Raw genomic sequence first — 25,101 nt, forward strand, 5'->3', positions numbered from 1 at the left:
TCGCCACTGCAGGCACGGTCGGCAGTGGCAAGCGTTTCTTAGTTGTTAGTAAACACCCACGGTGGTGCTGCTGGCGAAACCATGGAATGGTCGTACGCCGCTGACCCCTTCCCAGGGATAGGTCAAGTAAGGCATTTCCCGTTCCCCTTCGTCTCGTTCCAGGAAGCCAGGAACAAAGAACTCTTTGGTCAGGGTCGTCAGTTTAACGCGACCCGTCTCGCCGTAAGGAACCGACTCGTTCGGATCGTCAAAGGAAACGACTTCCGTTACCGCACGTGGCTGAGGAGCGTAGTATGAGATCTTGTAGCCATCTGCGGCGGTAACCGGTTTGCTACAAGCCAGCCCCATCAGCGTGTTGCCATAGGTTGGGGTCATGTAGATACCGCTTTCTTCCGGACCGCCACCGAAGAGTTCCTCGATGCAGTAACGGGTCCACTGCGGGGTGAACTCGGTGCCGCCACTGAAGATGCCAGTGATGCCGACGTCGGCCAGCGTGGTCCCTTTGTCTTCGAGACCTAAGCACAGTGATTCGATCAGCTTGGGCGTACCGAACATGCACTTCACGTCGTGACCGGCGGTGAGAACCGTGATGGCCTGATCGATGCAGTGCTTCTTATACGCTTCCAATTCGTCCATCTTGCCGCGTTTGATGAGCTTGATCACCCAGCGTGGATCCAAGTCGATGCAGAAGCAGATCCCGCCGCGAACTTGGGCCAGATGCTCGACCGCCAGACGCAGACGACGTGGACCCGAAGGACCCAGCATCAGCCAGTTCGATCCCTTCGGGAAGTACTTGTCTGGCAGCGTTTCGCTGAACAGCGAGTAGTCGGTACGGAAGTCGTCGATCGCGATTCGGCTTTTGGGGATGCCGGTGGTGCCGCCCGTTTCAAAGACGTAGATCGGCTTGTCGGCGAAGGCCTTGGGAACCCAACGACGAACTGGGCCACCGCGAAGCCATTCGTCTTCAAACAGTGGGAACTTCTTCAGATCGTCGTAACCTTTCACTTCGGTCAGAGGATCGAAGTTGAACTCTTTCTTCTTTTCGAGCCAGAACGGGCAGCCGGTCGACTCGTGGAAATGCCACTGGACGATCTCATAGGTATGAGCGTCGAGCTTGTCCTTGGCGGCCTTTACCGCCGCTTCAACTTCTGGGGTTAGCGTGTCGCTTGCCATGGTTCCAATTCAAGCCAACAAGGAAGGATAGAAGGGACTCGCCGCGGACGACGCTTCGACCGGCGGATCGAGCAGAGGGATGTGACTCTACGGATGGTACCGAGAAAAACTTGTTCTGACAACCTTTGGTTGCCCGAGTAATTTTTTCGCGCAATAAAAAAACCTGCAATTCGACAGGTTTTTTCATCTGGGGCAGGGAGCCTGACCCACAGTTTTCGTGCAATTGGCTATTGGGTGTTGGTCTTGGTTGCTTGAACCGGGGCACCCAGTTGGGCCAGCATCTGCAGCACACCGTTCAGGTGAGCGATGCGGGGACCGAAGCGATCGACGAATTCGTTGAGCATGAATTCGCTATCGATCATGTCTTCGGCCGAGTCGTCGACTTCGTTGGCCAGCGTGCCGAGGAAATCGGCATGAACCTTACTGAGGGCTTCCGCGGCCTGGCGGCACTTCTCGGCGAGCTCTGGATGGGCTTTGCGCCATGCATTCAACTCGGCCGTACGCTGTTTCTGCGTGTGGACTTGTTGCTGAAGCATCTCTTCCATCAGCAGCGTCTGTCGCTCCTGTAGCTCAACCATCCGCTTGAGCAGGGCATTCGTTTCTTCCGTGTGAATGGTTTGCTGCATGGGAGATGGACTAGAGGAGACGTCGACGTGGGTAAATAGAGTAGAAAGATCTTTGGGGTCGAGCGGCATTGGTTCGTTATTCTCCTGGTGGATCAAGTAAGTCAGTATACTCACCGGCCCTAGCGACTGTCGAGCATTTCGTTGCACTGCTAGATGTGCTAGCGGCAGGATAACCGTCGTTACGATTGTTAAAGTCCACCTTTCCCAAACACCGATTCTCAAGATTGGGCCGCGAGCCCAAGCTGCCCCAACACGAGATGCTGTCATGAAATGCAAATGGGCGAGATGGAGTGCCTATGTCGAATCGGAACGAGAAATCAGTGCCCACCCTCGGCTTCCTTACCGTGGTGGAGCATACCCCTGGTGGTTTATTTGGTGGACTCTTAGTCTTGAATTTGGCAGGACGTCCATTGGAATTCCACTGCACCGCGCCGGTGAAAGCGAACCGTGCCCAGGAGATCCTTTATGGTCCAACGCTGAAGCCTTACCTGTATGGAGAACAGATTGGCGGAGCTTTGCTAGCAAAGCTTAAATCACCAGCCCTGGCTGTCTGTACGGATACCGAGCACGTGCTGTCACTTCGCGACCATAGCGATATCCCTGTCGCTTTGATTCCCCCCAGCTGTGTGGAAGATGCTGTTGCTACCGATGCTTCCTCTTCTTATGGCAGCGAAACCGCTCAACTGGCCGTGGCTCCCCCCCACATCCGCTCATTTCAGCTTGGCGGCTATGAAGTCGCTGTCAGTGCCCAGCACGAGGCCGACCGCGCCGTGCTGGAAAGTTTGTGGCAAGAGAAGTCGATCGATCTGGACCTAAACGAGCCGTTCACGCGTATCCGAGAAGCTATCGAAGAAGCGCATGGCGTGGGGAAGTAACACGCAGCGGCGATCAGTAGCGTTAGGTTCGAGGGGCATCGGCTTGTGGTACCAGCGGATGCCCTCTACGGATATGGCAACGAATATAGGCGAAGAAGTTGACTGATTCTCTCGAAACGATCTCGCATGATCTGAACATCAAAACCGAGGTCATCTCACTTGGCTGGACGGCGGCGCTGGCTCGTGCGCCGCAAGTGACTATTACGTCCGAAAACTTCAAGGCAGAACGCCCCAAGGCTGTTTCGCTGACCTGTAGCGGTCCCAAGATTGGCGTGAAGAGCTTTGTCTTCCCCGAGGCACCAGCGTGGCTTCAGGCCTTGGAAAAGAAGTCCCCTCCCAAGAAAGAGGCCACCACCGAGCCGGCTGCCGAAGGAGAAGCCCAGCGGAAGCCAAAGGCCAAGCGGGTCACGCACATTCGCCCGCCTGGCGATGTCATCAAGCTGGAGGATCGTCTGTATTACTTGCTTCAGCCGTCGCTCGAATCGCTGGTATCCAGCGGGGCGATGGAATTTCCCTTCGAGCCGTTCCCGTATCAGTTTGAAGGGATCGCGTTTCTCTATCCGCGGCATGCGGCCGTCATGGCCGACGAGATGGGACTCGGCAAAACGATGCAGTCGATCAGCACGATGCGGATGCTGCTCCGAGCCGGCGAGATCCGTAGCGTACTGTTGGTTTGTCCCAAGCCGTTGGTTTCTAACTGGAAACGTGAGTTCAGCCTGTGGGCTCCTGAGATTCCGATCAGCGTGATCGAAGGGGACTCGGCCAAACGAAGCTGGCTATGGCGAGACAACCAAACGCCGGTGAAAATCGCTAATTACGAACTGCTGATGCGCGACCAGGAACTGGTCAGCGAAGAAGGGGGACTCCATTTCGACCTGGTCGTACTGGACGAGGCCCAACGCATCAAGAACACGGCCAGCACGACGGCCGAGATCGCCAAGGGGATTCCCCGCACGCGAAGCTGGGCCCTGACCGGTACCCCCATCGAGAACAGCACCGACGACCTGGTGGGCGTGTTCGAGTTCCTGGCACCTGGTCTGCTGACTAAAGGCATGAACATCAAAGCCATGAGTTCCACGGCCGGCGAGTACATCATTCGTCGCACCAAAGACCTGGTGATGACCGATATGCCGCCGCGGCTTTATCGCGACGCCGAACTCCAACTTTTGCCTGCCCAGCAGGAAGCGTACGAAATTGCCGAGAAAGAGGGAATCGTGCGGCTGGAAGACATGGGGCAGGAACTGACCGTGCAGCACGTTTTCGAGCTGGTGTTGCGGCTTAAGCAGATCTGCAACTTCGATCCCCTGACCGGCGAAAGCGCCAAGATGGATCAGCTGAAAGCCGACCTGGAAGAGGTGGCCGCCAGCGGTAAGAAGGCCATCCTGTTCAGCCAATGGACACGCACGATCCAAGAGATTCGTAAGCACGTCGAACCGTTCGGACCGCTCGAGTACCACGGCAAAGTCCCGCACAAGCAGCGGGAAGGGGTGATCGATCAGTTCAAGCACGACCCCTCGAAGCACGTTATTCTGATGAGCTACGGGGCCGGCAGCGTAGGCTTGAATCTACAGTTCTGCGAGTATGTGTTCCTGTTCGATCGCTGGTGGAACCCGGCCATCGAAGACCAGGCCATCAACCGGGCCCATCGTATCGGGGCCGCTGGTGCCGTGACGATCAGCCGTTACCTGGCCGTGGGAACGATCGAGGATCGCATCAACAAGGTGTTGGAAGAAAAGCGAGAGCTATTCAACACCTTGTTCAGCGAGACCGGCGAACCGAAAAAGGTTGGTTTCTCGAAGGACGAGATCTTTGGACTATTCGACCTGCGAAGTCCGAAGGGACCGATTCGCTTCGCGGCGTAAGGGATTTGACCTACCGCGTTTTCACCCGAAAGTGGCTCACGTAGATATCGCTCAGCTGGCCATCTTCGATCAGGCGATTCATTTCCTTGAGCAGCCGTCGGCGGAACATGACCAGGTCGGGGTCTTCGAGTTCTTCGATGGTCGACTCGCGGGAAACGATCATCACGCGATCGCGGATACGGATCTTTTTCTTTTCCAGTTCGATTTGCAGGCCTGCCAGGTTATCTGGTTCGACCAGGCCTGCCAGCGAGAAGTCGAAACGCGTTTGCGTATTGGCAGCCGGATCGTAGGCGCGAAACGCATAGTCCCCAATGGCGATCTCCTGCGGTGGCAGGGCAGGCTTCTCCTGGTCTTGTGCCGTAGCGTCCGGGTTGGTGGAACTGCTGCACCCGGCAAAGAGGAGCAAAGCAAAGAAGACGGTTGCTATAAGGCGTACCATTAGAATCGCTCCAAGGTGACATCCGAGAAGACGAATCGCTTGATCGCACCGCGGCCAATTGTCTCTTCGGTATAGTCGCGTAACTGAGAACGGATCAGTTGAAGCTCGGGGTCGGCCAGGTCGATCAAGTTCGCATGGCGGCACGTGCGAATGATCTCGTCCGACAGTTCCCCTTTGCGCTGTTCGAGATAGGTCTTAACCCGCTGTTCTTGTTCCTTGGCGACCAGGCAGTGCAATTGATAATGCAGCGCGACGCTTTCTTGGTAGGTATTGAAGTCCGGATGCCGACTCGGATCGTCGGCAATCAGGACCGTGATCGTGAAGTGCCCCAGATCGATCTCGACCCAGTCTCGCTTTTCCAGCGAGAACAAAAGCTCCTCGTCTGCCGACGCGGACTTCTCGCAGCCCAATGCGGCCAGACCACCCAGCAGGATCAGCAGCAGGGTCCAGCCCTTCGGATCGATCGATTTGGTCCAGTGGAAAGCAGCTTGCATCGAAGCGTAACTCGTTACCAGAAAGAAGGTTTCGTGCACGTTTGAAAGGATAGGCCATGCTGGGGAATCGTCGAATGGAATCCCCTGAATTCGCATATTTCCGCAGTAGCCCCCATGCGAGTTGCATGGGGTGTAATGCAAGTCTTTGTTGGTATTGGGGTTACGGGGATTTTTGTGGTGCTAGAATCGCAACCTAGACTTAACAAGTCGGACGATTTACTAGAAATGGGCCACAAGGCGATGTTACAACCCGAAAGCTCCGCTGGAAATTGGTTTCCTGCCTGGCTCAAAGCCAGCTGGGTGCGAATTGCTGCGCTCGCGGTGCTCGTGTTCCTGGTGGGCTGCGGTAAGCCTTATCCTCAACAGGAAAGGGCAGCCAAAGATATGCCGGACGCGTTGGTTCCGGTTGAGGTCGACTTGGGGAAATTTGAATGCACCATCCCCAACGATAAGACGAACAGCACGATCCAGATCGACTTCCATGCATTCGCCAAGATGCCGCGGTACAAGTCACAGGAACTTGAACCGCTGCTCGAGTCGCATCAGAGCCGTTTTCGTCATGACGTTCTGCTGCGAGTGCGAAAGTTCGATCGGCCGACTCTCAACGATCCCGATCTGGCGCAGCTACGTGAAGCACTGCTGCAGGCAGTTAACGAGATCCTCAAAGAAAATAAGATTGAAATGGTTGGCTTTTACCATTTTCAATTCTTGGAAGAGTAACGCTGCCGGCGGGTAATAAGAAAGGGACCCGCCATGCGAGTCCCTCTTCAAGTTTATGTCTGGACAGAGATGCTCCAGGACGGTCGGAGGACTACTCCTCTTCGTCGTCGCCCCAGTCATCTTCTTCGTCATCGTCGTCGTCGAAGTCTTCCTCTTCTTCGTCTTCCCAGTCGTCGTCTTCGACTTCTTCCCAGTCGCCTTCTTCATCGTCCGATTCTTCGAGGTCGTCTTCGTCTTCGAATTCTTCCTCGTCGTCCTCGTCTTCGTAGTCTTCGTCCCAATCCTCATCGTAATCGTCTTCGTCGTCGTCATCCTCGTCTTCATCTTCGTTGGGGATTTCGTCGTCGTAGCCGTCGTCGTCTTCGTAGAGTTCGTCTTCTTCGTCTTCGATCGGAGGGGCTTGGGCCGACGGCTGGGCGGGGCTCAGAAGGGCCGTAGCGGCTCCTTCGGCGACCAGGTCGTCGTTATCGATGGCAGGGCTTTGTGGGGCAAGTGTGATCGTCACCGATGTCTCCTTTTGATCGTCAACCTGACTGGCCGCAGACGTGTCGGTCTCGGCTTCGAATCGTCGAAACTCATCTTTACGAGGCAAATCTTCCAGGGAGCGGAATCCGAACGTTCGCAGGAAGGCGGGCGATGTCGCGTAGAGGAAGGGTCTACCCAGTTCCTCACTTCTTCCTTTGATTTGGACTAAGTCCCTATCCATCAATTGGCGAATAATTTCGCCGCAATTCACTCCGCGAATCGCTTCGACGTCGGCCCGGAGGACCGGTTGTCGGTAAGCAATGATCGCTAGCGTTTCCATGGCCGGCGTCGATAATCGCGTGGGATCGTCGCTACCAACCACCCGCCGAACCCAGTCGGCAAATTTTCCCCGAGTCAGCAGTTGGTAACCGCCGGCCAGCTCTTCGATACGGAACGCTCGGTTGGCCGCGTCGTAAAGCTTATTCAGGGAACGCACTAGTGTACGGGCTTCGGTTCCATCCGCCAAGTTGGCAAGCTGGGCCAATTTACGGGAAGTTAGCGGTTGCTTGGCAAGGAATAAAATTGCCTCTAACCGCTGCATTCGACGGTTCCGGACAACCGGACCTTTGGGCTTTTTCGACTGTTGTTGCCGTTTTCTTCGGTAAACCAGGGCAAGAATCTTGCGAGCATTTCCAGAACTGCTTGCGCAAGAAGTGGCCAGACCCCAAGGACGGGCCGTATGCCGGTTCACAAATTGGGAATTCCGATGCCGCAACTTGAGATGCCCTACGAAGAAAATTTCTACCGAGTCCTACTTTCTAGCGGAACGCGGGCAAACGTCAAATGGTGATAGCAGTTTGACGGATGGGGGACTGGGCGATGACGAGGACCTAACGGAACTCGTTCATGCGTATCTGGTCACGCCGATGTATTCGTCGTATTCCGCCCGTTCTCCTTCCGGTTTCCGGGCACGCTGGTAGCGAATCGAGTAGCCCCCGTGTAGTGTTCCTTCATCGTTTACCATCCAGTCCATCACATCCTGGGGGGCGATCCGCAGGTAATCTCCCTCGGCATACTCAGTGAAATTCTGGGGCACCTCGAAGAACATGGCGGTGAAATCGTCTCCGTCGCACACCGCATTCATCAACCACATGAATGCCCGATTCTCGCCTTCCTCAATGGTCGTCTTCACCATGGCATTGGGCATAGAGCTGCCATCTTCAGGGAGCATGGCTCGAAACTGGTCGAGCGTGTTCTGGGCATCGACGATCGTCTGTTGATACTCAGGATCGCTACTGGACATCTGGTTGAATTTAGGGCCGGGGTCCAGGTCCGGCTTGCGGCCTAGCTCCCGTCGTAATAATTGAAATTCGTACCAGCAGTTTTCGGGATCGATATCCGGGCCGCGTTCCTTTTCCATTTTCTTGAATCTGGCCGGACTGACCATGATGCACGACGCGTTGTTTCGCACGCGTATCACCTCGTCCGGCGAAAGGGGCTCCCCCTTTTCATCCTCAGCATAGATAAGAATGGACGATAGGGACGGCATGAATAGAGGTACCAGTTCTTTCTTTTTACCTGGCATGATGAGGGCTCCGTGGGCAAGGCCGACCGAAGAGAATCGGTCCCCAGTATATCGGCCCTAATTGCCCAGAAAAACTCTTTGCGGATGATGGAGAGATTGGATTGTCAATCCACGGGAAATTGTTGGACTTGATCGGCTGACTCTTTATGATGGTCCCTCTTGCGGTCTGAATATGAAGGGAAATAGATGGGCTGGGACATTAGCTATCATCCGGTCGATATCAAGTGGATTCACAAACGGGTGCTTCCCTATGTCCAGGGACATGGAACGCTCGATGATTTGATGGACGATGCCCTGCGAATTGCCAAAGTTCGTCAGCGTTCCAACGCCTGGGGGTTGGGGCTGATGCGGCTTCAGCATAAGGTCAACGATGCCCAACGCGAGGCCCGCGATAAGCGGAATCAATCACGCGGCATGTTCCAGAAGCTGCTCGGTTCCAACAAGCCGGAGAATGACCCGAGCCTGGCTTTCGGCTTGCCAGGTTTCTCGACGGATCGCTGTGTGTGGGGCGCACCTTTCTTTATCTGCGAAGGGGATCTCGCGAAGGTTTCCGAGTTGGTGGATCAATACCTGGGGGCAACCGAAGACACCGTCGATGAGATTGCCAGAGGACAGCTAGTCTGCGTCGATCGGCATATCGATCAGGCAGTCCATGCGGACCGCATTCGTGAGATCATTGGGGGATCGGTTGTGGAAAACACCCACCCCAAATCGGAAGAATCGGAGTTGGACGACCAGGCAATCATTCATTCCGTGCGATGGAAGATGGACCTGTTCCGAGATGCCTACCAGGCCTATGGTACCGGCCAAAAGGTCCGCGACTCTCAAGGACAAGAACACGACCCGAAAGGGCTTTTCGCGAGTGACTTTCCGTTAGCTGTGCTGGAGTTTGCCGCGTTTTTCCGGCCAGGGTGGATGGCGCGGGGCTATGGCTGGCCGACCCTTCTCTTGGAGGAGGCTTCGATAAAATCGACGTTATGGTTCAAGAAGCCAACGCCGCTGTTTGCTCCACTACTGCATAATGTGCCTGAAATCGATGAATGCTTGACCAGTGCCATCGAACAGAACTATTCGCTGGGTGGGTACATTCCGGCCGAACTCGTGCCAGAGTTCAGCAATAACTTCGAGGTGTACTTGCCAGAAATTCGCGCGCAAAAGCTCTCGCAGAAATGGACGGATGCCGACCTGCAGCCGTATGTCGAGGGGATCCGCTGGGCGCTGCAAGACGCCAAGCGGCGGGGCCTAGGCTTTGTGGAGGCTACCGAAGTTTACAGTGGTCCGTTTGGGATCATGAATTGATGCCCTAATCCATGCGGCGGCGGTTTTGAAAGTCGACGTTAATCACGTTCCCGCTTTGCGGCGAATCAACGGTTGGTTTGATTCCTCGATTGGCGCGGCTCGTCGGTGAGTGGGCATTCATAAAGAGCAATTCATGGGTCGACTCAGAACCATCCGGAGCGATTTCTTTCCACTCTGCTTTCCGCATGAAGGGGCGGTCTTCTCCCTTTTTCGTGACATCGGTGATCTTCACTTCAATGCCGGTCCCTTCTTTCAGTTTCTCAGCCCACTTGTCTTCAAGTTGACGGTAGGTACCGTTCTGGTTCATGTAGCGATGTTGGGCCGTCAGGTTGCGCCCATCCCCTGGGGCACCAAAGCGATCGCCGATCAAGTGCCCCGCGTCGTCGCCGGTTCCGCCGGAAACTTTGCGCTGCTCGCTGCGGCTGCGGTGTTTTTTGACGGTGCCAGGGACTCCCAGGCGGCCTGATGCTTCCTGGTAAACCTTGTCGACTGTTTCCCGTTTGGTGAATTTGAATCGGCCACTGATGTCAGGCAAGTGCTTCAGCCCGGTGGTGCCTGATTTCACGAACCGATCGACGCGACGCCTCATTTGGTCGATATAGGTATTGGCACCGGTAGGAATCAGGTCGAGAACTTCTTTCAGCTTCTTGATGCCTGGCATTAGCGTGGTGGCCGCTTTCTGGGAACGCTCGGCCAGATCGATCGCCTTGTTAACCGACTTTAAATAGCGTGGAAGTTTGCCTGCTTTGGCCAGATCGCCAATATAAGGAACCATGCTGGCCCCCGAGATCAACGCATCGAGCCAGTTACCACGACCAAGCGCCAGCAGGGCACTGGCCCCATCCGAGACCGGTGTCGGATCGACAATCCCTGCCAGGTCGAGTGCTAATTGAATCAGATCGAGCCCTAGGTCCTGTAGTTCGGCAAGTTCACGGTCCGGAGCATCGGGGTGATCGGTGCCACGCCCGGTAGGACGAGGATCGTGTGATCCGCGACGTACCATGGTGCCGGAGTCGACCGCTTCGGCCGACCGGCCAGCGGTTTTCGTAAAGATATTCGGTGCCATCGCGATTCTTCTCCGCGAAATTGACCTTGAACCTGAGCAGCATCAGAAAAGCTAACGAGGATTATCGCACAACACGGCGGCCGGTTGCGTAAATTTCTGAAGAAATTCTGTCTTGGGAATGTAAACGGTTTATCCGTGAATGTTTAAGTGATGATGATTTTATGTTGTGACAATTCAGGCATTCTTCGTCACGTGAATGGCTGCGGGTGCCTAAGACTAATTGCTCCACTCTCGAACTCGCGATTTCGCCCAGTGGATTCGCTGGTCATGGTCGAAGAGCAACGCCAGGCCATTTTCAAAGACTAGCAGTGTGTCTTGGCCAAGTCCAAAGCAAGGAACTTCTGCAAGACGCTCTGGAACTCTGTTTGAGTGACAAACAAACGGCAGGCAGTTCTCAGTAGATCTGCCACCTTGTCCAATCGCATCTGGCACGACAACGACGCGGCCTGCGGGCTTCAGGCCTGTATAACGTAACAGTCGGGTATAGACTTCATCATCTGTACCTTCCATGCCCCCACGCCGAGCGAAGCCAAGGTCTGGATCGGTATCTCTTTGATACGGATCGCATGAAAAGTCCGCGTGATAGTCCGCTGCCATCATCGCGCTGAGAAACGGTTCCCAAGCGAGTCCGGTTTCGATCAGGATGAAAGCCTTCGCTTCCGGAAAGAATTTGAGGGCCAAGCGTGTAGCTTCAAGCAGTTCCGGGGCCTCCTTGTTCATTTGAGAACTCATCATTCGCGGGAACAACGCGTTTCATTTCTACTTCATGCACAACTTCAAAAAAAGTGCTACTACACCATTCGGCAATTCGTTCGTGTAAGACAATAAAACCTAGCCGATGAAACAGTTGAACGTTTCCCGTTTCCGCAATCGTATATAACCCAAGTGATGTTGCGCCTCGTTTTCGGGCAACTCGGTCGGCATAGCAAACAAGTTGCCTGGCGATACCCTGTCGGCGAAACTCGTTGAGGACAGCTAGTCCCACTATCCGAAGGACATCTTCTTCTGAGTAGAGGCCTATCACACCTACGTTCTGACCTTCGACTGTAGCGATTACATCAATGCGATCTCCACCAATGTTTCCTATCGGGTCTCGACTTCGATCATCTATGGGGCGATAGATGTGCCGAACTGTTGCAAATGCCTTTTCTCGGATTTCGTTCGCGAGGGTCTGATCGTTCACGGTAGTTTGGCGAACGGAAATCAGCAATGCATTTGCTCCAAAATTCTACTGCAGCACCGGTAATTCGTTCGGTTTTCGTTCAGGACGCTGCGGTGGTTCCGCATCGTCAAAACGTTGATCCGTATCGAGGTCGACGATGGGCCGGTTTTTCTTAGGAGCCCCGAACAAGGTCAGTTTGGCCGTTTCCATCAGTCCGCGTAGCGAAGAGAACGTGGCATCCACGGCACTTGGTTCATAGCCGCTGTGGACCATGCAATTGGCACACTTGGGGTTGCCACTTTTCGTGCCGTAGTTGTCCCACTCGACGGCTTCCAACAGTTCGGCAAAGGTTTGTGTGTGCCCTTCGTCGACCAGATAGCAGGGCTTCTGCCAGCCGAAGATGTTGTAGGTCGGGTTGCCCCAGGGGGTGCATTCGAGGTCGTAGTTCCCCTTGAGGAACTCGACGAACAGAGGGCTTTGATTGAACTGCCAGGCCTTCTTGGGTGCTGACAGGATCTCGCGGAACAGGCGATACGTTTGATTTCGTTTCAGGAAGTGATCCTGGTCCGGTGCCTTCTCGTAGCTGTAGCCAGGGGAAAGCATCATCCCTTCAACGCCCAACGCCATCATCTCGTCGAAGAAGCCTCGAATGCGTTCCGGCTTGGCTCCATCGAACAGTGTGGTGTTGGTCGTAACGCGAAAGCCTTGCTTGAGGGCTGCTTTGATCGCGCTAACGGCGATGTCGTACGTTCCTTCCCGGCAGACGGCATGGTCGTGCTCTTCACGAGGACCATCCATGTGAACCGAAAAGGTGAGGTACTTGCTCGGCGTGAACTGCGAAAGGGACTTCTCCAGCTTCAATGCGTTCGTGCAGAGGTAAATGTACTTCTTGCGTTTGACCAGCCCTTGAACGATCTCCGGCATCTGCGGGTGCAGAAGAGGTTCGCCGCCGGGAATACTGACAATCGGAGCTCCGCATTCGTCCACGGCCTGAAAGCATTGTTCCGGGGTGAGCTGTTTGCGCAGGATTTCGACTGGGAACTGAATCTTCCCGCAGCCGGCGCACGCCAGGTTACAGCGGAACAGGGGTTCCAGCATGAGCACCAGTGGGTAACGCTTACGACCTAGCAGCTTTTGTTTGAGGACGTACGACGCGACGGTCCACATTTGCGAGATAGGGACACTCATCGCGATCCTTCTTTCATTTCACTCGTTTTCTTCGCCCATGTGGCCAAGGCCAGCAGCGGGAAGTAAATGCGGTAATAGTGGTAGCGGAGATAGAAGACCTGGGGGAAGCCAGTGCCGGTGTAAGGCGCTTCGTCCCAGGTGCCATCTTCCTTCTGCGTGGAAAGCAGGTAGTTGATCCCCTTGCGAACGGCATCGCTATCTTCGTGCCCCGCCGCAGTCAGCCCCAGCAGCGCCCAGGCCGTTTGCGATGGGGTCGGGGTGCCGATTCCTTTGAGGTTGGGGTTCTCATAGCTGTCGCACGTCTCGCCCCAGGCCCCGCATTGCTGCTGGGTATCGATCAGCCACTGGGCACCCCGCCGAACCGCTTCGTCATCGGTCGGAATGCCCACGGCTGTCAGGCCCACCAGGCACTGCCAAGTGCCATAGACATAATTGACGCCCCAGCGACCAAACCACGAGCCATCTTCGTACTGGTTATCTCGGATGTAGGTGATCGCTTTGCGAACGACGTCACCCAACTTACCGCGACTGTGCTGAGTTACGCCGAGAAGGCCGTACGCTTCGATCACGCGGGCCGACAAATCGGGCCAACTCGGGTCGATCATGGCGTTATGATCGGCGAAGGGGACCTTGCACAGGAACTCGGCGTCGTTGTTCTTATCGAACGCTCCCCAGCCGCCGTCGTGGTTCTGCATCTCAGCGCTCCAGGCCAACGCTCGCTTGGTGGCACCAGAGACTTTATCGAGCAGCAAGGCCTGGTTGACGGCGTCTTCAGCCGAGACCTTGTTCGAGGTCGTCACGATCGTGGTGTTTTCCCACGATTGGCCTGGATGCACTTCCAGCGAAACGCCACACTCGGCCAACTGTTCTTGCAGGGCCATCAACGCCATCGCCGTGTCGTCGAGATCGGGATAGAACTCGTTGTTGAATTCAAAGTACCACCCGCCTGGCTCGCAGCGGACGTTGTTGGTCCAGTCTCCCTGGTCTCGGACTTCCTTGGAAAGCATCCAGTCGATCGCTTTCCGCATCCGGGGCTCGTCGGCCCCATGTCGGGAAGCGGCCAACGCTCGCAGGGTGATCGTCGTGTCCCAGACGGGGCTTTTGCACGGCTGAATACGTGTTGTCTGGTTCTCGTCATCATGGAGCATTAGCTTGTCGATCTCGTTCCAGCAGAACTGGACTGCTTCGTGATCGTCGTCATAGCCAAGTGCTTTGAAGGCGACGATGCTCCAGAGAACAGGCGGGAAGATGGCCCCCAGACCATCGCTCTTGGGCATGCGATCGAGGACCCACTTTTCGCACAGCTTAAGTGCTCGCGAGCGTAGTGGACGAAGACGCAGTTTCTCGATCTGCTTCAGGAAGCTATCTGCCGTGCGGAAGAAGCGATCCCAGGTGAACAGACCTTTCGCTTTCTCTTGCCCTGGACAGCGAAGTTCCGGCCATTGGTGCGGCGGATTGATGAACAGTTCTTTGATCGAGTACTCTTCCGAGCGATCGACGACCGGTCGCAGTGCCCAGCAGATGGCCAGCGGAATGAAGATCGTGCGCGACCAACTGCTCATGCGGTAGATGTTCAGAGGGAACCAGTTGGGCAGCAGGATCATCTCGGGTGGAATGGCCGGACAGATCTCCATCGGGATCTGCCCCAGAAGAGCCAGATACAACCGGGTGAAGCTGTTCACGGCATCGGCCCCGCCTGCTTCCAGGATCGCATCGCGGGCTTTGACCATGTAATCGGCCGATGGTTTGTGTCCCGTCAGCTTCAGGGCGAAGTAAGCTTTGACGCTCGAACTGATGTCGATCTTCGCTTCCGGGTACTGAGCCCAGGTACCATCTTCTCGCTGCTGCTCGTGCAGCTTCTTGGAGACCCGCTTGGCGATGTCCGATTCTTCGCGACCGGCCCAGGCCAGCAGTAGCAGGAACTCGCTTTGCAGGATGGAATCCCCTTCCAACTCGGCACACCAGTATCCCTCTGCGGCTTGCTGTGAGAGAAGCCAGTTCGAGGTCCGCTCCATCGCAGTGGCAATTGTGGGAGCGTTACCGGCACGCTGCGACGCATCGCCGTCGGGGCACCGGTCTCGGGCGAGTGAGGAGGATCCATCCATCATGGCTAATTCATTGCCGACTAAGGGGGAAAATCGGTTTGTCCAAGCCTTCAGCCTAAGCCAGAACGACAAACGGAGCAAGCCAGACCTACGGGCCACTTGCCGGCAACACGCGATAAATGACCACTGTGGGGTTCTCTGGATTGCCTAGTTGATACTCGGCCGGCTCCAGGATGCCCTGGCTCTCCATTTGCGCAAACAATTCGCGGGTAACATCACTGGGAAAACCGTAGTTTCCCGGGCTGCGGAAACGCTCGATTTCGCCCCAGTGAACGTAGATCCATGCGATATTGGCTTCTGCCAGGTGAGCCTGACGCTGCTGCTTGGTCATGTCGACCAACTGCTGCATCGTCGAGTCGTTGAAGCAGGTGTGGTAGAAGACCGGCGGCTGTAAGTAAAAGAGTGCCGCATCTCCCGTTGCCAGAACGGCATCGCCCGGGGGAACGTTCTCGTTTAGAAAAGCGACTGCCTCCGAAGTGTGAGACTTGGCGAGGGCGTCGAGGGAGACGAACACCCTCGGATCGAGCTTGATCGACTGGGTTTGATTCACCAGCATGAACCCGACCAGCAAGCCAAGCCCCAGCCAAATGCGTAGAGCCACCCTTCCGGCCACAAACGGAGCAAGCTTCTGAGCTCCGATGCCCGCCAACAAGCAGCCCAGCGGTATCGCCGGAATGAGAAAACGTTCTAGACGGTGCGATAATCCCCACCACACGATCCAGCACACGGCCAGCAAGACTACCAGTGGGATGACAAGCTTTCGATCGTGGTAAAAGAGCCCGCAGATGGCCAACGGAACGATAATCATCCCGGCCCAGGGGCTGCGGCCGAATGGTGTCATGATTCCACTGAATAGTTGGTTGATGGAATAGCGGTTGCCGTCGGCATTCTTGGGAACCTGGTGCGCACGATTCCACTGCTGGATCTGATCTTCCGAGCGGACGTCGGTCGGAAAGACGTTGCCTGCCAGGGGAAAGACAGGGTTGCCGGTATCAATCGCGTTTCGCATCAGCCACGGGGAAATGGCCACCGTGACGGCGACCACATGCATCACCAGCAATCGCCAATCGGTACGAACGGCGAAGATCCACAGGCCGAAAACCGGCAGCACCACCACCAGCAGGGCAGGGTACTTCACGCTGAATGCCATGCCGGCCATCAGTCCAGAAAGGATTGCCAGCCCGTCACGGTGTTCTTCTTTGGAGGGGTCGTTCAAAACGATCAGCACAGGATACGTAGCTGCCAGGGTGAAGAACGCCCAGACGCCGTCGACCAGCCCGGTTCCACTTTGGTAGGTGAGCCAAGGAACCGCAATCGCCGCAAGTGCCGCGGCGCGGCCACCCCAGACCCCAATCAATCGTTTGCCGGCTCCATACAAAAGACCTGCCGTTAGCAGCGTGAACAGACCGATGATCAGCTTGCCCACCAATGCCCCAGTCAGCCAGCCCTGTGGGCCGGTTAGGAAGATCATCGGCAGCAAGGCCCACATTTCCGCTCCCATGGGCATGCCGCTGTAGACATTGTTGGGCAGCATGCGGATCTGACCGATGATGTGCCACTCTTTGGGAACCAGCAGGTGATATTCCAGAACGTCGTATTCGTACGGTGGCAAAATCGATACGCCTACAATGAAAAGGCACAGCGGAGCCGCTGCCAATAGCCACCACCAAGATTCCCCCTCAGGCTGCTTCGTCTCGGCCTCTTCCGCATCAGCTTCGCTCTCGCGTGGTGCGAAGAGTTGCTTCTTCCAAGCCGAGCCGAGCGTGACGAATAAAATGGCCAGCGAAAGGACGATCGACAGCGGTCGATGCAGTAGGCCACACATCCCCAGCACTGCGGTAGACCACGAGAGTACTGTCAGTCCGATCGCCAGCCGCAGCACGATGCCGTCGACGCGACCAAAGAAATCGAGCAGTTTCAAGCGAGCTAAAAGAAACTCACCCAGGGCATAGCTGAACAGCAGCATGACCCCCGCAATGAGTGTTACCCCGAGTCGATCGAGCAGGCCCAGCGGCATATCACCCCCGCCAAACCAGAAGCTGATGGTCTCTGGCAGCAGTAGTAGGCCTGTCTGCACCAGTGTGCCCCGGGTGGGCAGAAAGGGCGTTTCCCCCGGTGGTGGTGCCGGCCAAGGCATGGGGACGGAAAAATACCATAGGGCATAGACTACCGCACCCACGACGAATATCCACACGCATAGCGGGGCTTCCCACGGGGAGGAAGCGTCCTGAGACGGGCGTTCAGTGCGTTTTTTGCGAGACACCGGGCGATTAGCTTTGATGGGCTGACGTGGCCGGTCCGGCCAACTATGCTAAGCTTCTTGAATCAGTATTTACCTGCACCAAGCATGGCCCGTAAATTCTAACGGGTTTCCTGCCCCCTCGCCTAACCCCCGTGCTGCTCGGATTGAATTCATGGCCGCTTCCTCAACGCGACTTTCCGGAATCTTTACCCCCAATATTGTTCCGCTGGATGCCCATGGCGACATTCACGAGGCTGAACTGCGACGATACGTCGACTGGCTGATCGAAAAAGGGGTTCACGGCCTCTATCCCAACGGCTCGACAGGGGAGTTCTTGCGATTCACGGTGGAGGAACGTCGCCGGATTATCGCCATCATCGCCGATCAAACCCGGGGACGTGTGCCGATTCTGGCGGGTGCCGCCGAGGCGAACGTCAAGGAAACGCTCAAAGCGTGCGAAGCCTACCACGAGATGGGTTGCCGGGCGGTGGCGATTGTTTCGCCGTTTTACTACAAGCTGAGCCCCTCGGCCGTTTATGCCTACTTCAAGGAAATCGGCGACAATACACCCATCGATGTCACCCTGTACAACATTCCGATGTTTGCCTCGCCGATCGACGTGCCAACTGTCCGCCGCCTGGCCGAAGAGTGCCCGCGGATTGTGGCGATTAAAGACTCGTCCGGCGACCTGCCGCACATGATGCGGATGATCTCGGCCGTTCGACCTGTGCGACCCGACTTCAGTTTTATGACCGGTTGGGACGCGGCCCTGATGCCGATGCTATTGATCGGCTGTGACGGCGGTACGAATGCCACCAGTGGCGTAGTGCCGGAAATCACGCGTCGGTTGTACGACCTGACACTGCTGGGCCGAATCGATGAAGCTCGCGACCTGCAGTATCGGTTGCTGACGCTGTTCGATGCGATGATCCAGAACTGCGAGTTCCCCGAAGGCTTCCGTGCCGCACTCGCCCTCCGCGGCTTCAAGCCAGGCAGCGGCCGCCAACCCCAATCGGCCAGCCAAAAGCTGGAAGTGGAAATCCTGCGGAAAGAACTGCAGTGCCTCCTTTCGGCCGAAGGGTTCGTGAACGAGCCGGTTGGCGGCTGCCCGGCAGGACAGCAGGCATCGACCAATCCCGACGATGTCGCACGCATTGTTGCGGGAGTCGTCGAAGAACTGCGACGTCTGGGCCTGGCCACTTAATTCAGCGGTAAATCTGCGTGTTCTTTCTGAAAACGGAACACTGAAAACTTCACGCTACTTACAAAAAAGGGCGTCTCGAAACCGAGACGCCCTTAGCCCTCCTGGGAATTGGATCGTTAGGGAAGCACGTATCGGAAGCTGTTACGGATCGGCTGCCCTTCGGTGTAAACCTTCGGTTGGCCGAGCAGGCCGCGTCCGACGTACGAGTTGTTGTTCATCGGGATGATCGGCAGCACGGGGCGGAATGCGGTGCGATCGACCGGGTAAACGGTGGCGTTAGGAACCGGGACGGTGCCAGTGACAACGGGGGCCGCAATGACCGGCGGGTTGTCGTAGGCGATCGTCGTGACGGGGCGATTCACAACCACCGGGCTTCCAACCGTCGTTACTGGAGCCGGATAGGTGATGGGGGAGTTGTACTGAACTCGCTGCACGCCGTTGTTTATCGAGTGCCATGGGTTCGGGTTCACAGGCTCGACGTAGTAAGAAGTTTGCGTCTCGTAGGCGGGATACTCGACGCGGCGAACTTCCTGCTGCTGGATTGGCTGTGGGTTGTCATAAATGACGGTCCGCGGCTTGCCAGAGTACTGCACGATGGTCTCTTGCGATTGGGTTTCCACAACCGTCCGCGAGGGAGTTTCCACTGGTTGCCCCACGTACGTCCGCAGTACCGTTTCCCCCTGGTTGATCGGCGTGATGGCGGAGGCACGCTGCACGGTGTTCGAGGGGGAGGCCGTTCCGTTCGAGGACGACAGCTCAATCGCCCCCGGTTCTTTCAGGTCACCTGGGGCCGCCATACGAGTCATGGGGCGGTCTTCGTTGTAGGTGGCGTCGACCCATTTGATTGTCGGTTCATCCTGGGCATAAAGCAGGGCAGGGGCCGCAAACATAACGCAGGCGGCAAGCGTGGTCGTCCTGAACATGGGAACCTTCTTTCTTCTCACAGGGTCATTTGGGGAACGCTCTTTCATATTGCAACCGCTATGCCGAGAAGGCAAATAATTCGCTACCAGGCCCTGACAGCATCCCCAGCCGTCAATGCCAGCAAGACCGCGCAAGTCGAACATGTGGAATTGGTTGCAAACGATACCGCGTGGCTAAAAACGAGTGGAAATGGTGATTTGCCAGCGTGAGGCCACTCTGCACAAGACTAGCGTTGTTGTAAGTGTTACAACGTCGTTCGCAGGTTTGTACCGAGTAACTGACGGACAGCCACTCACTCGTTGGTTCTACTCCGGCCAAGCACGGTTAGGTATCCGCTTCGATTTCCGCCGCGAGTGCTTCCGGATTTTTGCCCAAGAAGAATAGCGTTCCGATCATCGCCCCGATACCCAAAACGTGGCACACATAGACCGGCACGCCATACGCGACGGGAACGGTCCCCAGGATGATCGATAGCACGGCCCCCAGAAACGCATAGGGCATTTGCGTACGAACATGGGCCATATGATCGCAGCCGCAACTTTGCGACGACAGAATTGTCGTATCGGAAATAGGGGAGCAATGATCGCCGAAGATCGCCCCTGCCAATACGCTGCCGACGACCGAAAGCAGGACCGGATCGGCTATGTCTAAGGTTTCTCCGTTTCCGGTCAACATGCCGGCCGACAGGGAGACAGAAAGGGGCACGAGTATCCCCATCGTGCCCCAGCTGGTACCGGTCGAAAATGCCACGGCTGCCGCCAATACAAAGACGGTCGTGGGAAGCATTTCGATCGGTAAATTAGTTTCCAATAGTTGCTTCAAATATCCGGCCGTGTTTAGCCCGTTGAGGGTCATCACACCGGTATCTTCGTCGAAAGTCGGAGGCTCAGTCTGGGCTGCCAGCGAGGCCGCCAGCCACAGGATCAACAAGGCCGGAAGCATCGCGCGGAAGCCCTTCAGGATCGCCCGTCCCATTTGGCCAGTGGAAAGTAGTCGCTGAGGTGCAATGAGCAGGATCGCCACGGCCAGGCTCACTGCTGAGCCGTAGAGAAGTGCTTTGTAAGAATTACCCTCGCCAATGATTTGCAACAGCGAAGGTTCGGCTGCTTCACTGGCCGATGCCTGGTAGCCGGTCCAATACAGAATCGCCACCACGGCGGACAGCATGGTACCCACCGGTATCGCTGCATTGAGCCAGCTCGAACTTTCCGGCAATAGTCCTTCCTCTTCGGATGGCGAGCTGGCAGCCGGACCTTGGCTGAGCATGGTTACTTCGGCCTTGAGCATGGGGCCAAAGTCGCGGCGAGTCATCGCGACCAGCGGAACCAAGAGCAGCGCCCACCACGAGTAAAAGCGATACGGGATGCTTTCGACGAACAACAGGAACGCATCGGGTTTTTCGGGGCCGGCAATTTGGTTGATCCCTTCTTCGATGAAGCTGATTTCCGTTGCGACCCATGTCGAAATCAACGCCAGGCCAGCGACCGGTGCGGCGGTCGAATCGACGATGTAGGCGAGCTTTTCGCGGGAGATTCTCAGGCGATCGGTCACTTCTTTTAGTGTTCCACCCAAGAGAAGCATGTTGGCGTAGTCGTCGAAGAAGATCGCCAGTCCCATGACCCAGCCGGTGACCTGACCTTTAAGCCGTGTATCCGCGAAGCGAACGATCAAGTTCACCAGGCCACGCATGCCGCCGGACGCGGACACAACGCCAATCATCCCGCCGGTCAGAAGGGTGAAGAGATAGACCTGAACTTTATCCCAGTCGGTGGCTTTTACCCACAGATAGTCGGCACATGCCGACCACAGCCCAGTGATAGGATTTCCGTTTTGTAGGATGATGGCCCCTGCGAGGATGCCCACCAGCAATGAAAGAAGTGTTCGCCGCGTAAGAATCGCCAGGGCAATCGCAACCAACGGAGGAACCAGGCTCAACCATCCGAAAGGGTGCGGATCCATCCGTTACTCACTCTCGCAATTGATTTTCGGCGACAAGGGAATTTCCAAAACGATCCGAGCCCCTGGGCCATACGCCGTATCGACATAGGTATCGCCCCCGTGGGACTGAGCGATCGTCCAGCATTTGGTGAGCCCAAAACCCAAGCCACGGCCAGCTTCGCGCCCGCTATGAAAGGGATCGAATATAATCTCTGCCTGTTCGTCTGGAATGCCAGGGCCGTCATCCTGGACGGCGATCGTTGCGACGTCGTCTTCGGTGGCCAGCGTAACCTCGATCTTCCCGCCGGTCTTGAGTGCTTCCAGGGCATTGCGCACCAGCGCACCAATTGCCAGCAAGATTAAGTTGGCATCGGCGGTCAGGCGGATCTCACTCTTGGTCGGAACGAGTGTCAACTGCGTCTCTTGCAATTTCGCTTGAGGAAGCATCTGACTGATCGCACTAGAAGCGATCTCGCCCAGCAGGCATTCGCTAAGCTGCGGCTGCGGCGGTCGGGCAAACAGCATCAAGTCGGCGATCATCTCGTGCCCACGCATGGCTTGGGCATAGATGGTGGCCAGTTCATGCCGACGATCCGGATCGGTTTCGCCGACTAGAAGGGCCTGGGCGCGACTGGCAATGTTGGCCAACGGGTTATTGATCTCGTGACTGGCCCCGTAGGCGAGACGCTTCAGGCTTTTCAGTTTCTCGTTGCGTAGGTCACGTTCCGATTCGATCGAGTCGGCCATAGGAGGAGATCATATCATCCCGTGAGGTGCGAGCTGTGAGACGCTTCGCACCGAGGTCGCATTTCTGGTGCGATTCGCCACGCTCCTCGCACCTTACGGAATTCCTGGAGCTTAGGAATTCACCGATTCCATATCCAGCATGTTGCAGGCCTTGTCGACCAATGCTTCGACCGAGAACGGCTTCTGCATGAATTCGTTGGCACCACAGGCCATCAGGTCGGCGACCTTGTCTTGTTCGATCATGCCAGAGATGCACAGGATTTTGACGTCTTCCATCGTCTTGTCCATGCGAACGCGTTGGCAGACTTCCTTGCCGTTGATATCCGGGAGCATGATGTCCAGCACGACGATGTCAGGGTGGAATTCCTTGACCAGCATACCGGCGTCGAAGCCGTTGTTGGCGGTACGCAGTTCGAAGCGGCCGTCGCGTTCAAATGCATCGACCAGCAGTTCGACCAGATCGACGTCGTCGTCGACGATCAGGGCCTTACGCTTGCCACTTTCCAGAGCGTCGGTAGGGATGCCGTTTTCACGCATGAAGTTGTAAAGCTGATCACGCGGGATGCGACGGAACCGGCTGCCTGGGACGCGAAATCCTTTCAATTGCCCCGAGTCGAAGCAACGAATAATGGTCTGTTGACTGACCTTGCAGATCTTCGCTGCTTCACCGGTGGTAAAGACTGTTTTCATGTGCTGTCATCCTATCCCTAGCGTGTTTGGCTACCAATGCGATAAGTGAGTTTGGAGGCCGCCACGTTGTCCTGAGCATCCTCGCGCTCCGCGCATCCGTGTCAAACGAGTACATCCCGTTTAAAACTCTGATTTTCTGGAAGGTGTGTAATCGTTGCACCCCACGATAAATGAGTATTTCCGCTCTTCATCCGGATATACCCTGTTTACCGAATTTGCCAGATGCCGGAATTATACTGTCCTAAATTGCCACGTCAAGATTGATGTCGATGGCGCAAGTTTAGACACGACAACAGTTTGTGACACAAAGTGAAACCCTGGCCAATATTTTGCCTAATCACAATCCAAAAGCTTTCAAGGGCAAGCATTCCGGAATTTGGAGACTTTTTGACGGCTTGCTAGTGATAGCAACCCTATCAGTATCCCCAAGTTAGGAGGATTTCGCACCCATCCGACCATCCAGATAAACCAGTAGCAAAGCGATGTCGGAAGGGGTGATTCCGCTGATTCGCTCGGCCTGAGCAACTGAGGTAGGGCGGATCTGGCTGAGCTTCTCGCGAGCTTCGGTTCGCATTTGGGTAAGTCGCGTAAAATCGAAAGACTCGGGGATTCGCTTGTGAGAAAGCCGCTTTTGTCGCTCGACCTCGACTTGCTGGCGAGCGATGTACCCTTCATAGCGAATGTCGTACGTGACCTGCAGAGCCGCTTCGTCCGTGGTTTCTTTGAGCGATGGTGCTAGCTCGCAGACCTGTTCCCACGACGAATCGTTGCGTTTCAGAATGTGAGACAGAAGCGTTCCTTCGTGCCGCGTGCTGCCCAGAACGTCCATAGCGGTATCGATTTGTTGCAGCTTTCGATGGAATGCTTCCCACCGGGCAGGCGGGATCAGACCGCGATCATGGGCCAGCGGTGTCAGGCGACGATCGGCGTTGTCTTGCCGGAGCATCAAGCGGTGCTCGGCCCGGCTGGTAAACATTCGGTATGGTTCGTCGACGCCGCAGGTAACCAGGTCGTCGATCAGCACACCGATATAGGCCTGTTCGCGCCCCAGGACCAACGGTTCTTCGCCACGTCCTTCCAGTGCCGCGTTGATCCCGGCCATCAATCCTTGCGCGGCAGCTTCTTCATAGCCGGTGGTTCCATTGATCTGGCCAGCGAAATAGAGCCCTCTCACTTCTTTCGTTTGCAGCGAAGGCCACAACTGATCGGGCGGGCAGAAATCGTACTCCACTGCATAGCCATAACGCATGATTTGTGCGTTCTCGAGCCCTGGGATCAGCTTGAACATCTCGTCCTGGACATCGCGCGGCAGGCTGGTCGAGATTCCGTTCACGTAGACTTCGCGCGAGTTAAATCCTTCTGGCTCCAGGAAGAGCTGATGCCGGTCTTTATCGGCGAAGCGGACGACCTTGTCTTCGATGCTGGGGCAATAACGTGGGCCACGCGAATCGATCTGTCCGCTATACATTGGGGCACGGCTTAGATTGGCCCGAATCAGGTCATGCACCTTTTCGTTGGTATAGGTGATATGACACGGCATTTGCTCGAGATCGAGCCTTTCGGTCAGGTACGAAAAAGCCTGGGGATCGTCGTCGCCGGGTTGAAGTTCTGTCTGGGTGAAGTCGATCGAATTGTAATTCAGTCGAGCAGGCGTGCCGGTCTTGAAGCGATCGAGCCGAAAGCCAAGCCGGTTCAGGGCGCTGCTGATGCCGCTGGAAGTTCCCTCGCCCCCGCGACCACCTGGGGTTTTCGTTTCGCCGGTGTGCATGATCGCAGACAGAAACGTGCCGGTAGTCAGCACGACACATGGTGCTGCGTAGATGGCTCCGCCATGCACGCTGACGCCGATGATACGCTGGCTGCCATCGATTTCTTCAGTCAGCAGATCACTGACGATCTCTTGCCGCAGGTCGAGATTTGCTTGATCCTCAACCGCTAGTTTGACCCAAAACTGGTAGGCTTTCTTGTCCGCTTGAGCCCGCGGACTGTGCATCGCAGGACCCTTGCGGCGATTCAATAGCCGGAACTGAATACCGGTGGCGTCGATCGCTTGCCCCATGATGCCACCCATGGCATCGATTTCGCGCACGATCTGCCCCTTGGCGATCCCGCCAATCGCCGGGTTACAGCTCATCTGGGCAACCGTGTCGAGATTGGTCGTCAGCAGTGCCGTTTTCGCCCCCAGGCGCGCGGCGGCCATGGCAGCCTCGGTACCTGCGTGCCCGGCTCCTACGACAATGACGTCATACTGATAACGACTCTCCGACATCCAATCACCTTGCAATCGACCTGCTTTA

General features: G+C 56.2%; 22 protein-coding genes. 5 read left to right on the top strand and 17 right to left on the bottom strand.

Annotated elements, in window-relative coordinates; translation table 11 throughout:
* Positions 1-45 precede the first annotated feature (45 nt).
* Positions 46-1,173: a hypothetical protein gene (locus tag C5Y96_RS04070; RefSeq protein ID WP_105350250.1), complete on the bottom strand. Its 1,128-nt coding sequence runs from the start codon at positions 1,171-1,173 to the stop codon at positions 46-48.
* A 227-nt stretch (positions 1,174-1,400) separates the two neighbouring features.
* Positions 1,401-1,868, bottom strand: coding sequence for a hypothetical protein (locus tag C5Y96_RS04075; RefSeq protein WP_233198774.1), 468 nt, complete (start codon positions 1,866-1,868; stop codon positions 1,401-1,403).
* Between the two features lie 227 nt (positions 1,869-2,095).
* Between C5Y96_RS04075 and C5Y96_RS04080 the strand changes: the two genes are divergently transcribed.
* Both C5Y96_RS04080 and C5Y96_RS04085 read left to right on the top strand, forming a co-directional pair.
* Complete coding sequence (locus tag C5Y96_RS04080; protein ID WP_105350252.1) at positions 2,096-2,674, top strand: hypothetical protein; 579 nt, start codon at positions 2,096-2,098, stop codon at positions 2,672-2,674.
* 98 nt (positions 2,675-2,772) lie between these two features.
* A complete protein-coding gene (locus tag C5Y96_RS04085) occupies positions 2,773-4,536 on the top strand; it encodes a DEAD/DEAH box helicase (protein ID WP_105350253.1) in 1,764 nt (587 codons plus the stop codon).
* 10 nt (positions 4,537-4,546) lie between these two features.
* Here the strand turns inward: C5Y96_RS04085 and C5Y96_RS04090 are convergent, their stop codons facing one another.
* Both C5Y96_RS04090 and C5Y96_RS04095 read right to left on the bottom strand, forming a co-directional pair.
* The gene (locus C5Y96_RS04090; protein WP_105350254.1) at positions 4,547-4,975 is read right to left on the bottom strand and encodes a flagellar basal body-associated FliL family protein; all 429 of its coding nucleotides are present in this window, start codon (positions 4,973-4,975) and stop codon (positions 4,547-4,549) included.
* Positions 4,975-5,469: a hypothetical protein gene (locus tag C5Y96_RS04095; protein ID WP_146115505.1), complete on the bottom strand. Its 495-nt coding sequence runs from the start codon at positions 5,467-5,469 to the stop codon at positions 4,975-4,977. Before C5Y96_RS04095 ends, C5Y96_RS04090 begins: the two co-directional genes overlap by 1 nt.
* Before the next feature lie 240 nt (positions 5,470-5,709).
* Between C5Y96_RS04095 and C5Y96_RS04100 the strand changes: the two genes are divergently transcribed.
* Positions 5,710-6,189, top strand: a complete 480-nt coding sequence (locus tag C5Y96_RS04100; RefSeq protein ID WP_146115506.1) for a flagellar basal body-associated FliL family protein — start codon at positions 5,710-5,712, stop codon at positions 6,187-6,189.
* Between the two features lie 91 nt (positions 6,190-6,280).
* Here C5Y96_RS04100 and scpB read toward each other — a convergent pair whose 3' ends face one another.
* Both scpB and C5Y96_RS04115 read right to left on the bottom strand, forming a co-directional pair.
* Positions 6,281-7,255: an SMC-Scp complex subunit ScpB gene (gene scpB, locus C5Y96_RS27590; RefSeq protein WP_199188626.1), complete on the bottom strand. Its 975-nt coding sequence runs from the start codon at positions 7,253-7,255 to the stop codon at positions 6,281-6,283.
* A 303-nt stretch (positions 7,256-7,558) separates the two neighbouring features.
* The gene (locus C5Y96_RS04115; protein WP_105350257.1) at positions 7,559-8,239 is read right to left on the bottom strand and encodes a DUF2314 domain-containing protein; all 681 of its coding nucleotides are present in this window, start codon (positions 8,237-8,239) and stop codon (positions 7,559-7,561) included.
* Between the two features lie 186 nt (positions 8,240-8,425).
* Between C5Y96_RS04115 and C5Y96_RS04120 the strand changes: the two genes are divergently transcribed.
* On the top strand, positions 8,426-9,538 hold the full coding sequence (locus tag C5Y96_RS04120; RefSeq protein ID WP_105350258.1) for a hypothetical protein: 1,113 nt from the start codon (positions 8,426-8,428) through the stop codon (positions 9,536-9,538).
* Positions 9,539-9,542: 4 nt separating this feature from the next.
* Here the strand turns inward: C5Y96_RS04120 and C5Y96_RS04125 are convergent, their stop codons facing one another.
* The 6 genes from C5Y96_RS04125 to C5Y96_RS04150 all read right to left on the bottom strand — a co-directional run bounded on the left by C5Y96_RS04125 (position 9,543) and on the right by C5Y96_RS04150 (position 17,238).
* Complete coding sequence (locus tag C5Y96_RS04125) at positions 9,543-10,604, bottom strand: DNA/RNA non-specific endonuclease (RefSeq protein WP_105350259.1); 1,062 nt, start codon at positions 10,602-10,604, stop codon at positions 9,543-9,545.
* A gap of 216 nt (positions 10,605-10,820) precedes the next feature.
* A complete protein-coding gene (locus C5Y96_RS04130) occupies positions 10,821-11,324 on the bottom strand; it encodes a hypothetical protein (RefSeq protein ID WP_105350260.1) in 504 nt (167 codons plus the stop codon).
* Positions 11,296-11,787 (bottom strand): GNAT family N-acetyltransferase, encoded by a 492-nt coding sequence (locus C5Y96_RS04135; protein ID WP_158261083.1) that lies wholly within the window; start codon positions 11,785-11,787, stop codon positions 11,296-11,298. The genes C5Y96_RS04130 and C5Y96_RS04135 overlap by 29 nt, the downstream gene beginning before the upstream one ends.
* Positions 11,788-11,832: 45 nt before the next feature.
* Positions 11,833-12,954: an adenosyl-hopene transferase HpnH gene (gene hpnH / locus C5Y96_RS04140; RefSeq protein WP_105350262.1), complete on the bottom strand. Its 1,122-nt coding sequence runs from the start codon at positions 12,952-12,954 to the stop codon at positions 11,833-11,835.
* On the bottom strand, positions 12,951-15,062 hold the full coding sequence (locus tag C5Y96_RS04145) for a terpene cyclase/mutase family protein (protein WP_233198775.1): 2,112 nt from the start codon (positions 15,060-15,062) through the stop codon (positions 12,951-12,953). The genes hpnH and C5Y96_RS04145 overlap by 4 nt, the downstream gene beginning before the upstream one ends.
* Before the next feature lie 85 nt (positions 15,063-15,147).
* A complete protein-coding gene (locus tag C5Y96_RS04150; protein WP_158261084.1) occupies positions 15,148-17,238 on the bottom strand; it encodes an ArnT family glycosyltransferase in 2,091 nt (696 codons plus the stop codon).
* Positions 17,239-17,473: 235 nt separating this feature from the next.
* Between C5Y96_RS04150 and C5Y96_RS04155 the strand changes: the two genes are divergently transcribed.
* On the top strand, positions 17,474-18,505 hold the full coding sequence (locus tag C5Y96_RS04155) for a dihydrodipicolinate synthase family protein (RefSeq protein WP_105350264.1): 1,032 nt from the start codon (positions 17,474-17,476) through the stop codon (positions 18,503-18,505).
* A 116-nt stretch (positions 18,506-18,621) separates the two neighbouring features.
* On the opposite strand, the gene C5Y96_RS04160 is transcribed toward C5Y96_RS04155, so the two are convergent.
* The 5 genes from C5Y96_RS04160 to mnmG all read right to left on the bottom strand — a co-directional run bounded on the left by C5Y96_RS04160 (position 18,622) and on the right by mnmG (position 25,073).
* The gene (locus tag C5Y96_RS04160; protein ID WP_105350265.1) at positions 18,622-19,428 is read right to left on the bottom strand and encodes a hypothetical protein; all 807 of its coding nucleotides are present in this window, start codon (positions 19,426-19,428) and stop codon (positions 18,622-18,624) included.
* A 325-nt stretch (positions 19,429-19,753) separates the two neighbouring features.
* Positions 19,754-21,388, bottom strand: a complete 1,635-nt coding sequence (locus tag C5Y96_RS04165; protein ID WP_105350266.1) for a Na+/H+ antiporter NhaC family protein — start codon at positions 21,386-21,388, stop codon at positions 19,754-19,756.
* 3 nt (positions 21,389-21,391) lie between these two features.
* Positions 21,392-22,114, bottom strand: a complete 723-nt coding sequence (locus tag C5Y96_RS04170) for a sensor histidine kinase (protein WP_105350267.1) — start codon at positions 22,112-22,114, stop codon at positions 21,392-21,394.
* 111 nt (positions 22,115-22,225) lie between these two features.
* Positions 22,226-22,804 (bottom strand): response regulator, encoded by a 579-nt coding sequence (locus tag C5Y96_RS04175; protein ID WP_105350268.1) that lies wholly within the window; start codon positions 22,802-22,804, stop codon positions 22,226-22,228.
* Between the two features lie 430 nt (positions 22,805-23,234).
* Entirely contained in the window at positions 23,235-25,073 is a 1,839-nt protein-coding gene (gene mnmG / locus C5Y96_RS04180) for a tRNA uridine-5-carboxymethylaminomethyl(34) synthesis enzyme MnmG (RefSeq protein WP_105350269.1), read from the bottom strand.
* Between the last annotated feature and the right edge of the window lie 28 nt (positions 25,074-25,101).

It is taken from the genome of Blastopirellula marina (genome assembly GCF_002967715.1).
Classification (GTDB): Bacteria; Planctomycetota; Planctomycetia; order Pirellulales; family Pirellulaceae; genus Bremerella; species Bremerella marina_B.

Excerpts from the sequence above, each read along its gene's own strand:
- C5Y96_RS04070 (WP_105350250.1), bottom strand. The coding sequence starts at position 1,173 with ATGGCAAGCGACACGCTAACCCCAGAAGTTGAAGCGGCGGTAAAGGCC.
- C5Y96_RS04075 (WP_233198774.1), bottom strand. The coding sequence starts at position 1,868 with ATGCCGCTCGACCCCAAAGATCTTTCTACTCTATTTACCCACGTCGAC.
- C5Y96_RS04080 (WP_105350252.1), top strand. The coding sequence starts at position 2,096 with ATGTCGAATCGGAACGAGAAATCAGTGCCCACCCTCGGCTTCCTTACC.
- C5Y96_RS04090 (WP_105350254.1), bottom strand. The coding sequence starts at position 4,975 with ATGGTACGCCTTATAGCAACCGTCTTCTTTGCTTTGCTCCTCTTTGCC.
- C5Y96_RS04095 (WP_146115505.1), bottom strand. The coding sequence starts at position 5,469 with ATGCAAGCTGCTTTCCACTGGACCAAATCGATCGATCCGAAGGGCTGG.
- C5Y96_RS04100 (WP_146115506.1), top strand. The coding sequence starts at position 5,710 with ATGTTACAACCCGAAAGCTCCGCTGGAAATTGGTTTCCTGCCTGGCTC.
- scpB (WP_199188626.1), bottom strand. The coding sequence starts at position 7,255 with ATGCAGCGGTTAGAGGCAATTTTATTCCTTGCCAAGCAACCGCTAACT.
- C5Y96_RS04115 (WP_105350257.1), bottom strand. The coding sequence starts at position 8,239 with ATGCCAGGTAAAAAGAAAGAACTGGTACCTCTATTCATGCCGTCCCTA.
- C5Y96_RS04120 (WP_105350258.1), top strand. The coding sequence starts at position 8,426 with ATGGGCTGGGACATTAGCTATCATCCGGTCGATATCAAGTGGATTCAC.
- C5Y96_RS04125 (WP_105350259.1), bottom strand. The coding sequence starts at position 10,604 with ATGGCACCGAATATCTTTACGAAAACCGCTGGCCGGTCGGCCGAAGCG.
- C5Y96_RS04130 (WP_105350260.1), bottom strand. The coding sequence starts at position 11,324 with ATGAACAAGGAGGCCCCGGAACTGCTTGAAGCTACACGCTTGGCCCTC.
- hpnH (WP_105350262.1), bottom strand. The coding sequence starts at position 12,954 with ATGAGTGTCCCTATCTCGCAAATGTGGACCGTCGCGTCGTACGTCCTC.
- C5Y96_RS04145 (WP_233198775.1), bottom strand. The coding sequence starts at position 15,062 with ATGATGGATGGATCCTCCTCACTCGCCCGAGACCGGTGCCCCGACGGC.
- C5Y96_RS04155 (WP_105350264.1), top strand. The coding sequence starts at position 17,474 with ATGGCCGCTTCCTCAACGCGACTTTCCGGAATCTTTACCCCCAATATT.
- C5Y96_RS04160 (WP_105350265.1), bottom strand. The coding sequence starts at position 19,428 with ATGTTCAGGACGACCACGCTTGCCGCCTGCGTTATGTTTGCGGCCCCT.
- C5Y96_RS04165 (WP_105350266.1), bottom strand. The coding sequence starts at position 21,388 with ATGGATCCGCACCCTTTCGGATGGTTGAGCCTGGTTCCTCCGTTGGTT.
- C5Y96_RS04170 (WP_105350267.1), bottom strand. The coding sequence starts at position 22,114 with ATGGCCGACTCGATCGAATCGGAACGTGACCTACGCAACGAGAAACTG.
- C5Y96_RS04175 (WP_105350268.1), bottom strand. The coding sequence starts at position 22,804 with ATGAAAACAGTCTTTACCACCGGTGAAGCAGCGAAGATCTGCAAGGTC.
- mnmG (WP_105350269.1), bottom strand. The coding sequence starts at position 25,073 with ATGTCGGAGAGTCGTTATCAGTATGACGTCATTGTCGTAGGAGCCGGG.